We start from the raw sequence: 10002 nt of genomic DNA on the forward strand, positions 1-10002 counted from the left end.
CAAGATCTGTATGTGATAGGTGATGTACTGTTTTATTGTTCATTTTTCTCTTTCTTGTTTATTTGATGTTACGCATTAAAACGAACACGTCCGTTTTAATGGCAGGGACAGATGTCCCTACAACCCCCTTGCCATGGAGTATGCCATTGGTTAGCATACCTAAAAGCTACGAAAAACTTTGTTTTTCGAGAATTACAAGGTTTATATTACACACTCTTCATGAAAGTGCGTAACATTAGTTATTTATCCTATTCTTTTATTGAGATTGAGCCCATAACTTCAAAAGTAGCGCTTGAGTCAATCTCTGCATGCGAGAGTGTTACTACGTCAAGCGAAAATCTCTCAAATATCTCTGCAATTGCACGGCGCAGTTTAGGATCAACAATAACAACGACCGGAGATACTCCTTTTTGAAGAAGCTCTGCCGCCTTTGCGCTTGTTGCCTGAATAAGAGCATTTATTTCGCCCACATTTAGCATAAGGTTTCTCGTACCGTCCCGTTCCTGAGACTTCTCAAGCATCAGCTGTTCTGACGGGGTATCAAATGTAAGAAGCCTTATTACCCCATCTTCGCCGGAGTACATTTTTGTAATAATTCGCGAGAGTTTTGCGCGAACCTGCTCGGTAATTATGTCGACATTTTTGGTAAACTCGGCTACATCTGCAATAGTCTCAAGGATTGTTAGCATATCTTTAAGAGGAATCTTCTCATGTAAGAGAGCTTTAAGAACCCTCTGGATGAGTCCGATAGAAGCAACCTTTAAAGTATCATCCACAATAATAGGAAAATCACTTTTGAGTTTGTCGATTAGTGTTTGAACCTCTTGACGGGTTAAGAGATCCTCTGCATTTTTCTTGATGAGCTCGCTCATGTGGGTAGAGATAACCGTAGCGGGGTCTACAACCGTATAGCCGTTAATAATTGCATCTTCTTTTAACTCAGGCGCAATCCAGAGAGCTTCAAGTCCAAAGGCAGGCTCCTTTGTTGGCTCTCCTTTTATCTCGCCTGTTGCCATGCCGCTGTCCATCGCCAAAAATTTGTCAGGCATAATTTTACCCTCGCCGATAGGTATTCCCTTAAGCAGTATTTGGTACTGTTGCGGCTGCAGGTGAAGATTGTCCCTTATGCGCACTTGAGGCATCAAAAAACCAAAGTCTGATGCTATCTTTCTTCTCATGGAGCGGATTCTCTCTAAGAGATCTCCTCCTTGAGCGCTGTCTGCTAAACGAATCAGCTGATAGCCCAAAGTAAGTTCGAGCATTTCAACCTTTAATATATCCTCTAGCGCAATCTCCTCCTCTTTGGCTATCTCTTCATGTGATTTTGCAGGACGCCGAGCCTTCTCTTTGGCTTCTTGCTCCTTTGTTTTTGATAATATACTGTTAACGTCAAGTATAGTCAGCTCGCCTTTTTCGTATTTATAGATGGACCAGCCAAGAAGTGCAAACATAATTCCCACAAATCCCATAGATGCTGTTGGTAAGCCGGGGACAAGAGCAAAAAGAATCATAATGAAACCTACAATCATCATGATTTTAGCATTGCCCATTATTTGGTTAATAGCTCCGTCTGCGAAGTTGTCTCCCTCTCCAGAAGAGCGTGTTATCATAATACCTGTAGCCGTAGAGATAATAAGTGCCGGAATCTGTCCGACAAGACCATCTCCGATAGTTAAAAGAGTAAAAACAGAAGCACTGTCGCCCACGCTCATATCATGTTGAAAAACTCCTATAAGAAATCCACCGATAATGTTAATGAGAGTGATTATAATACCGGCAACCGCATCGCCTTTTACAAATTTACTCGAACCATCCATCGCCCCGTAAAAGTTTGCATCCTGAAGGATATCGGCTCTTCTTCTTTTTGCTTCCACATCATCTATGAGCCCGGCGTTTAGGTCGGCATCAACCGCCATCTGTTTACCGGGCATAGAGTCAAGCGTAAAACGTGCTGCAACTTCCGCAACTCTTGTTGAACCTTTTGTGATAACCATAAAGTTTATAAGAACCAAGATTGAGAAGACGACGATACCGATGACATAGTTTCCGCCAACAACAAAATTTCCAAAACTGTTGATAATACTGCTTACTTCTTCGGGACCTTCGTGGCCGTGGCTTAGAATCATCCTTGTAGTAGCAATATTAAGGGCTAGCCGAAAGAGCGTAAGTATTAAGATGAGTGTCGGAAAAGTTGTTAAATCGGTAGGTTTTGGAACATAGAGCGATATGAGTAAAATAAGTACTGCAAGTGCCATAGACACAGTAAGTAAAACATCAAGCAAACCGGAGGGCAGTGGAACAATAATAATGGCTAAAATTGCCATTACAAAAACAACTACACTTAAATCTTTTTGACCAAGCAAGAAGTTTAGGGTAATGCCGATCTGCTGCCTAGTTGTTAATTTTTTTGCCAAGTTTTTACTCTAATACGTCTGCTAAAGTTAAATCTGCTAAAAAAGAGTCTATCTTACCTTGTAGTTTATTTAAAAATGGCCATATCGAGCACATAGAACCTTTGTCTAGCGGGCAGCTCTCAAGGGATGGTGCGCAATCAAAAACAGTTGGAACTTTGCCCTCAACAGAGGACATTATCTGCAACATGCTTATATCTTTTGGCTCACGCGCAAGCGCAAAACCGCCGTTAACGCCTTTATACGATTTTAAAATTCCATGTTTTGCCAGTGACTGCAAGATTTTTGCTAAGAAACTTTTTGGAATTGAGAGTTGGTTTGAAAGTGTTTCGCTGTCCACTGGAGCAGAGGCTTTCGCCAAAACTATAAGAGAGAGTATTGCATACTCACTAGCACGGGTTATTAACATATTATTTCTTTAATTAAATTTTCGTAAATTATATCAAAAGAAGTTGAAATAAAAGAATAAATTAGATATTATTTCACTTCAACTTTATACACTGAATTTGTGTGGACTGTTAGATTATATACCTTTTGGAGGCCATTATGGCTTTAGATTCGGCTAAAAAACAAGAAATTGTTGCAAAATACGGTCGTGGCGAGAATGACACTGGTTCAAGTGAAGTTCAAATCGCATTATTAACAACTAGAATCAGTGAACTTACTGAGCACTTAAAAGTGTTCAAAAAAGATCACGCATCAAGACTTGGTCTTTTAAAATTAGTAGGACAGCGTCGCCGTCTTATGAAATACTTTAAAAGAAAAGATAAAGATGCTTATCTTAAACTTGTAGCAGATTTAGGTATTCGCGACAATATCTAAATACCAAAACGAAGCTTTTTTGCTTCGTTTTTTCTTCTTTTGATTTTTTACTATTCTGTTTCCACTCTACAAATATCATAATCAACACCATTAAAAAAATCCTTCATCATTACGTCAAGCGCCAAAGATATTTTATATAAATGCTCTAAATTGAAATGTTTTTTGTTGTGGTAAATTTCTGCAACAGAAATTAATCCTACTGATTTTAGCCCAATAGCAAGAGCTAAATCTAACTGAGTCATCCCTTTTGCTTTTCTTATACGCATTACATTTGCACCAATAGTTCGATAAAGTGTATCTATATCTTCCTGATTTGCTATTTTGTGCATAAACTACCTATAGTTAAAGTTGATGTAAGTGTAATATCAATACAATCTAACATCAACTAACTATGGTTAGTTAGATTCAATATTAGGATAAAAAATGAAAAAAATAGCGTTGGCGGTATTGCTTGCGAGTGGTTTGATTGCTGCGGATAGTGGAAATTATATTGGTATTGACATTGGAAATACTAAGTTTGATATGAAATATTCTGCTGCTGGAGTTAGCGCAGAAGAGAGTGATGATGGCGGTTCCGCAACTTTCAAGCTTGGATACTATTATGATAAAAATAGCCGTGCATTTATTAGCTATCAAAATATTAATGTAGATGGCGGAGATGCTTATTATGCCGGTATTGGTTACGACTATTTAATCGGCGATAATGATATCAAGCCATTTGTCGGTGGTTTTGTAGGGTATGGTTCAGCGGAAGTTGATGATCTAGCAGATTTAGATATTTCAGGAGTTGTGTACGGTGCGCAAGCTGGTGTAAACTATGCTATAAATGAAAATTTTTCAGTTGAAGCTGGTTATCGTTATATGAAGTCAAATATGGAAGATACAATAACAGTGAGTGGTGTTGATGTTAAACTTGAGATTGACCCAATTTCAAACTGGTTCGTCGGTGTAAACTATAAATTTTAGTTTCTAATTCTCCTGTTGCCATGCTCTCTCAAGCATGGCAAATTCTCTATAAAAAAATCTCCACCGCTCTTTTTAAAGGGGAGAAATTCTCCAAACTCTCTCTTTCCCTAGTTAATTAAAAAATTTACATTTTATCTACAAGATTTTGTATTTCACTTCTGAGTGGAATAAGTTTGTTTTGTATAATATCCCAAATTTCATCTGCGTCAATACCAAAATAGTCATGTGCGATTATATTTCGAAAGTCTTTTATCTTTTGCCAAGGTATGTGCTGATGAGTTTTTTTAAATGATTCATCCAGACGAGTAATTGTTTCACCAATGACTACAAATTGCATTATAGAAGCATCGAAACTTTTTTGATCATTGTAAAAATCATCAGCATTTAAAAACTCTTGTGAATAGTTTTGAATTTTATCAATTGATTCTATTAACGACAAAAGATCAAATTTAATTTTAGACATAGATTGCATCTTTTAAGATAAACTCTTTTGCGTAGGGCTTTAGATACTTTTCTCTTGCTAGATCGACACTGCGATCGAAAGAATGAGATAAAAACTGTTTTAATGACTCTTTTGTGTCATAAACATCTATCAGGTTATCATCAAGCTCAATAAGCAGATCCACATCACTGCCATCCGTCTGTTCATCTCTTGCAAAAGATCCAAAGAGAGCTATTTTTGTGATGTGAAATGTCTTGCAAAGGTATGCTCTGTTTTTTTGTAAAAATGTAATGATTTCATTTTTTGTTTTCATAAAAAGTATTATAGCACGAACTGAAAATCAAAAACCATCAAATTAAGTTTATTTTAATGGGGGGGGGTAAAATGCTTCCTTATTTTGAAAAAAAAGGTAGTTTCATGGATGAGTGTTTAGATATTGATGAAAGTGTACGTTTGATGTATTATGAATATAGGTTGCAACATCTTGTAGGACAAGAAGTAGCAAACATATTTAGTTTAGATCATCTACTTACAATAATTGCTTTGTTATTTTCTGCTGGAGCTATAATGGTGGCATTTGCCCAAAGTTTCAGTTCAGGCAATAATGCACCTTTAGTGTATGGGATGAATCCAGCGGTTTTAATTGTAAGTTTAATTTTGACTGCTGTGCTTATTTATACTTTGGTTGTTAATCACAAATACAACGCTAATGAACATAAGTTGAGTACAATGATAACATCAACACAGAAAAAGATTACAGAATATAAGAAAAGGCTTGAAAAATGAAAAAAATAGGATTAAGTATTATTATGAGTGTTGTTTTGAGTAGTTTAGCTTATGGCGATTGTGTTGCTTTGGAGAATGCATGTGTAACTCAAAAAGAAATGAATGCATGTTATATTAAAGGCTTTTTTTGTAAAAACAACAGAGATATAAATGCGTATGATGGAAATGAAGATGCATTAACAAATATAGCTTTAGCAGACTTGTATGAAAACGGTATTGGTTTAGAGCAAAATGATTTTAAAGCAGCAAAGTTTTATGAAAAAGGGTGTGAAGGGGTAAAGGGTATACTCTTTAATGCTACTGATCAAGATATTTCATTGAGTTGCTACAATGCTGCTGTTTACTATCAAGAAGGAAGAGGGGTCAATCAAGACTATAAAAAAGCGATAAAATTATTTAGAAAAGCAACTGATAAATATTTTTATAATACTCGATTTGATTTAAACAAATATTTTGAGTAGAGACTGTAAATTTAACTGTGTAAACCTTTAAAGCTGGGTTTATTTGATTAACTAATTAAGTAATTCCAAATCAAGGTTTAGTGTTCAGGATGACGGTTTTATGGTTATCCTGAACTTGGTTTAGGTTCTAAAAAAGGTTTTTTTCTGATGGCTCTATTTTAGAAAAATCTCAACCGCTCTTTTTAAATCCTCCTCGGTATCTATGCCAAACCCTGTGCTTGTAACTTTTACCATGCTTATCTTCTTTTGATGATAAATAGCACGCAGCTGTTCTAGTTTTTCTATATCTTCAATAGGCGCATCATTAAGATTGCAAAACTCTTTTAGACTTTTTTTACTAAAACCGTATATACCTATGTGACCGAAGTATTGCGCTTCTCCGCTTCTGTTGAAAGGGATTGGGGAGCGAGAGAAGTAGATGGCGTTGTCTTTGTCGTCTAGTATCACTTTTACCAAGTTGGCATCTTGCGCCGCTTCGCTGTTTATGGAGTTGTAGCAGCTTGCCATGATGAACTCTTCACCCTTTTGTTTTAGCTCTTCCAATCTTTTTATGAGCTTTTCGACAACATCCGCCTCAATAAAAGGCTCGTCCGCTTGGACATTAATGATAAGCTCATCATCATCTACTTTTAGTATATTTGCGCACTCATTGATGCGGTCGGTGCCGCTTTTGTGCGTTGTTGATGTCAGCATCGCCTCAATGCCGTGCGCTCTGCATGTGGAGAGTATAAGCTCATCATCAGCCGCAACAACGACTCTGCCCAGATGTGCAACTCTTTGAGCAGTTCGCACTACCATCGGAACTCCGTCGATGTCTGCTAAAACTTTTTGCGGAAATCTGCTTGAAGCAAGCCTTGCCGGAATAATTATCATTTAAAGCCTTTAATAATATAATGGCAAAATTATATCCAAAAATGAACTTTTAGGAATTGCATATATGCTTCTTTATCAGCCGCAAGAGGGCTACTGCTACAATAGCGACTCAATCTTTTTATATGACTTTATAAATCATTTTAAACCTAGAGGAAAAGTTTTAGATGTTGGAGCAGGGTGCGGTGTTGTGGGACTTTTGGTCGCACGAGACAATGAGAGAGTTGAACTTGAAGCCGTTGAGAAGCAGGATGTTTTCGCAGAGTATGCTTCTATTAATGCAAGAGTAAACAAGATAGAGCTCAAGCTTTACAAGAGTGATTTTTTGCAGATAAGCGAAGATGTGAAGTATGATTATATTATTTCAAATCCGCCTTTTTATCATGATGGTGTTACAAAGAGTGAGAATAAGATGTTATTTAATGCACGCTATAATGTCAACTTACCGCTAGGGGAGTTTTTTAAAAAGGTCTCAAGACTCTTAAAACCAAGGTCTCATTTTATTTTCTGTTATGACGCTTCGCAGTTTGGACTCATCTGCACGGAGCTTGCAAAAACAAATATGAGAGCGGTTGATGTACGCTTTATTCATCCTAAGCAGGACAGGGCAGCATCGCTTGTGATGGTTCATGCCAGAAACGGCTCAAAGTCGCTTATGAAAATTTGGGCGCCATTTATCAGTTTTGATGGGGAAGAGTTCTCAAAAGAGGCTCAAAATATATATAAAAAAGCACGGACACAAAGTATAAAATGTCAAATATAATTAAAAAAGACGGATACAATTACATTTTTGATGCCTCAGCATGCAGCTCTTGTGAGGCAAGATGCTGTACGGGAGAGAGCGGGTATATCCATGTGAGTGCCTCGGAGATAGAGAGTATTGCCGACCTATTGGGATTAGAGACACAAGCGTTTAGCGAAAAATACCTTTTTAAACACGGGTACAGATACTCTATAAAAGAGAGAAAAATCGGGGAGAGTTATGAGTGCGCTTTTTACAATAAAGAATCAAACGGATGTGCAATATATGAAGCAAGACCCCAGCAGTGCAGAACTTTTCCTTTTTGGGACTACTTTAAAACAAGGGTTGATGAGTTGAAATTAGAGTGTCCGGGAGTTGTTGATGCGTAGTATTTTAAAATTATCTCTTTTTCTTGTCACACTTCTTTTTATACTGGGGTGTTCATCTAAAGAGGTAGAAGTAAAAGGGCATGAGAAAGTTTTTGAGAATGAGGACCTGTATATACTCAATGCTCTTTGGCTTGAGGAGAAGCAAGATTACAATGGCTCATCAAATATATTTAATATACTCTATTTAAAAACAGATAAGAAAGAGTACCTCTACCGCTCCCTAAGAGATGATTTGGCGGCAAATGAAAACGAGCGAGTTATAGAGCGAGTCAATGAAATTGCAGGAGATAAAATAGATGATTTTGAGCTTGTAAGGATTAAAATAGTAGCCCTTATGAGAGCAGATAGATTGGTAGAAGCAAAAGAGCTTGCAATCAAGCTTGTCGCCAAGTCAAACAGCGTTGATGATTATCTGCTTGTAAGTGAGATATATGTAAAACTAAAACAGTTTGACACCGCGGTGAAGTATCTAGAGGGCGCATATATTAAAGACTATAACGAGAAGATACTTGAAAAGATGGCAATCATTTTGTACGTCAATCTAGAGAGAAAAAAAGATGCCATAGCACAGCTTGAAACTCACTCTAGGATAAACGGCTGCTCAAAAATCATCTGCTCAAAACTCATCGCTTTCTATAGCAATGACAACAATATTGAAGGTCTTTTATCGACCTATTTAAGACTCTATAAAATAGATTCAAGCAGAGATATAGGTGAAAAAATAGTTCAGATATATGGGTATAAAAAAGATTATCCAAAGATGATAGAGTTTTTGGAGCAGAGCGGGATTAACAATGAGCTGCTTTTTCAACTTTATGTGCAGACAAGAAACTATAAAAAAGCAGTTGGTGTCGCAAAAGAGCTCTACAAAGAGAGCGGCGATGTTAGCTATCTCGGACAGAGTGCAATTTTTGAGTATGAGAGCGCTGAGGACAAGAGCAACAAAGCTATGCATAAAAGCGTTATCTCAAAGCTTCAAAAGGTAATAAAAACAAAAAAAGAGGGTATGTATCTTAACTATCTCGGCTATCTTTTGATTGATCATAGTATAGATATAAAAAAGGGGATAGAGTACGTAAAAGAGGCACTTGAGATAGAGCCGAACTCTATCTACTATCTTGACTCTCTTGCATGGGGATACTACAGGCTTGGTGATTGCCAAAGGGCTGCAAAAATTATGAAAAAAGTAGCAAATATGGAAGGCAGCAGCAATGAAGAAGTTGTAGAACATATTGAAGCTATAAAAGAGTGCGTAAAAAACAAAAAGGGTAAAAAGTAGAATGATTTTAGATGAGATAATAAAAAGAACAAGAGAAGACGTAATAAAAAGAGAGAAAGAGTTTTCACTCGACTGGTTGGGACGTTCGCTCGCTTTTAATGCAAGAGCGCCAAGAGATGTTTTTCCGTATTTGACTGCAACGCAAGAGGACCCGTACAGAATTATTGCCGAGGTAAAAAAGGCTTCTCCTTCAAAAGGGGTAATTCGTGAAGATTTTGACCCGGTAGCAATTGCGCAGAGTTATGAGAGAGGAGGGGCAAGCGCTATTTCTGTGCTCACTGAGCCTCACTTTTTTCAAGGCAATTTGGATTATTTGGGACAGATAAGAAGATATGTTGGTATTCCGCTGCTTAGAAAAGATTTTATAGTTACCAAATATCAGATACTCGAAGCTATGGTTCACGGGGCGGATTTCATCCTTCTTATCGCCGCTGCTCTTAGCAAGAGGGAACTAAAAGAGCTTCTTGGATATACAAGACACCTCGGTATGGAGGCGCTTGTTGAGGTTCATGACAAGGGTGATTTGGTAAAAGCCATTTACGCGGGAAGTGATATTATCGGGATAAATCACAGAAACCTGCAAACTTTTGAGATGAACATGCAGCTATCGTATGAGCTCATTCCGATGATACCAAACGGGAAAGTAATCGTTGCAGAGAGCGGAATATACGAACATGGACAGCTTGAAGATCTCTCTAAAGCGGGAGTTGATGCTTTCTTGGTAGGTGAATCGCTTATGAGAGAAAAAGATGAAGAAGAAGCGCTTAGAAATTTGAAATATGGAAAAAATAAAAACGCCTAAAAAGAGGCGAACGCCTCGCACGCGCTTAGAAA

Annotated in this window: 14 protein-coding genes; 8 read left to right on the forward strand and 6 right to left on the reverse strand. The window is 37.5% G+C overall.

The features are described 5' to 3' along the window. Positions 1-248: 248 nt before the first annotated feature. Together flhA and IBX42_RS09640 are read right to left on the reverse strand one after the other, a co-directional pair. The gene (flhA, locus tag IBX42_RS09635) at positions 249-2384 is read right to left on the reverse strand and encodes a flagellar biosynthesis protein FlhA (RefSeq protein ID WP_294932358.1); all 2136 of its coding nucleotides are present in this window, start codon (positions 2382-2384) and stop codon (positions 249-251) included. A 34-nt stretch (positions 2385-2418) separates the two neighbouring features. Next, positions 2419-2820 (reverse strand): Rrf2 family transcriptional regulator, encoded by a 402-nt coding sequence (locus tag IBX42_RS09640; RefSeq protein WP_294932318.1) that lies wholly within the window; start codon positions 2818-2820, stop codon positions 2419-2421. Positions 2821-2957: 137 nt separating this feature from the next. Between IBX42_RS09640 and rpsO the strand changes: the two genes are divergently transcribed. Continuing rightward, entirely contained in the window at positions 2958-3233 is a 276-nt protein-coding gene (gene rpsO, locus IBX42_RS09645) for a 30S ribosomal protein S15 (RefSeq protein WP_137012063.1), read from the forward strand. A 50-nt stretch (positions 3234-3283) separates the two neighbouring features. On the opposite strand, the gene IBX42_RS09650 is transcribed toward rpsO, so the two are convergent. Next, entirely contained in the window at positions 3284-3562 is a 279-nt protein-coding gene (locus tag IBX42_RS09650; RefSeq protein ID WP_294932323.1) for a helix-turn-helix transcriptional regulator, read from the reverse strand. 94 nt (positions 3563-3656) lie between these two features. Here IBX42_RS09650 and IBX42_RS09655 point away from each other — a divergent pair, with 94 nt between their 5' ends. After that, the gene (locus IBX42_RS09655) at positions 3657-4199 is read left to right on the forward strand and encodes an outer membrane beta-barrel protein (protein ID WP_294932326.1); all 543 of its coding nucleotides are present in this window, start codon (positions 3657-3659) and stop codon (positions 4197-4199) included. 124 nt (positions 4200-4323) lie between these two features. On the opposite strand, the gene IBX42_RS09660 is transcribed toward IBX42_RS09655, so the two are convergent. Together IBX42_RS09660 and IBX42_RS09665 are read right to left on the reverse strand one after the other, a co-directional pair. Further along, positions 4324-4662 carry a HepT-like ribonuclease domain-containing protein gene (locus IBX42_RS09660; protein WP_294932329.1) on the reverse strand — a complete coding sequence of 113 codons (339 nt, stop codon included), beginning with the start codon at positions 4660-4662 and terminating at the stop codon, positions 4324-4326. After that, positions 4655-4954 (reverse strand): nucleotidyltransferase domain-containing protein, encoded by a 300-nt coding sequence (locus IBX42_RS09665; RefSeq protein ID WP_294932332.1) that lies wholly within the window; start codon positions 4952-4954, stop codon positions 4655-4657. The genes IBX42_RS09660 and IBX42_RS09665 overlap by 8 nt, the downstream gene beginning before the upstream one ends. A 104-nt stretch (positions 4955-5058) precedes the next feature. Here IBX42_RS09665 and IBX42_RS09670 point away from each other — a divergent pair, with 104 nt between their 5' ends. Both IBX42_RS09670 and IBX42_RS09675 read left to right on the forward strand, forming a co-directional pair. Beyond that, positions 5059-5427: a hypothetical protein gene (locus IBX42_RS09670; protein ID WP_294932335.1), complete on the forward strand. Its 369-nt coding sequence runs from the start codon at positions 5059-5061 to the stop codon at positions 5425-5427. Continuing rightward, positions 5424-5888, forward strand: coding sequence for a hypothetical protein (locus IBX42_RS09675; RefSeq protein ID WP_294932339.1), 465 nt, complete (start codon positions 5424-5426; stop codon positions 5886-5888). Before IBX42_RS09670 ends, IBX42_RS09675 begins: the two co-directional genes overlap by 4 nt. A 153-nt stretch (positions 5889-6041) precedes the next feature. Here IBX42_RS09675 and kdsB read toward each other — a convergent pair whose 3' ends face one another. Beyond that, positions 6042-6761, reverse strand: a complete 720-nt coding sequence (gene kdsB / locus IBX42_RS09680; protein WP_294932342.1) for a 3-deoxy-manno-octulosonate cytidylyltransferase — start codon at positions 6759-6761, stop codon at positions 6042-6044. A gap of 64 nt (positions 6762-6825) precedes the next feature. On the opposite strand from kdsB, the gene IBX42_RS09685 reads away from it, so the two are divergent. Genes IBX42_RS09685 through trpC form a run of 4 tightly spaced genes read left to right on the forward strand, consistent with a single transcriptional unit; the run spans position 6826 to position 9970 of the window. Beyond that, positions 6826-7521, forward strand: coding sequence for a methyltransferase (locus IBX42_RS09685; RefSeq protein WP_294932345.1), 696 nt, complete (start codon positions 6826-6828; stop codon positions 7519-7521). Further along, positions 7509-7889 carry a YkgJ family cysteine cluster protein gene (locus tag IBX42_RS09690; protein WP_294932348.1) on the forward strand — a complete coding sequence of 127 codons (381 nt, stop codon included), beginning with the start codon at positions 7509-7511 and terminating at the stop codon, positions 7887-7889. The genes IBX42_RS09685 and IBX42_RS09690 overlap by 13 nt, the downstream gene beginning before the upstream one ends. After that, a complete protein-coding gene (locus IBX42_RS09695) occupies positions 7882-9168 on the forward strand; it encodes a hypothetical protein (protein WP_294932352.1) in 1287 nt (428 codons plus the stop codon). Before IBX42_RS09690 ends, IBX42_RS09695 begins: the two co-directional genes overlap by 8 nt. 1 nt (position 9169) lies before the next feature. Next, the gene (gene trpC / locus IBX42_RS09700; protein ID WP_294932355.1) at positions 9170-9970 is read left to right on the forward strand and encodes an indole-3-glycerol phosphate synthase TrpC; all 801 of its coding nucleotides are present in this window, start codon (positions 9170-9172) and stop codon (positions 9968-9970) included. Positions 9971-10002 lie beyond the last annotated feature (32 nt).

This window comes from Sulfurimonas sp. (genome assembly GCF_014859695.1).
Classification (GTDB): domain Bacteria; phylum Campylobacterota; class Campylobacteria; order Campylobacterales; family Sulfurimonadaceae; genus Sulfurimonas.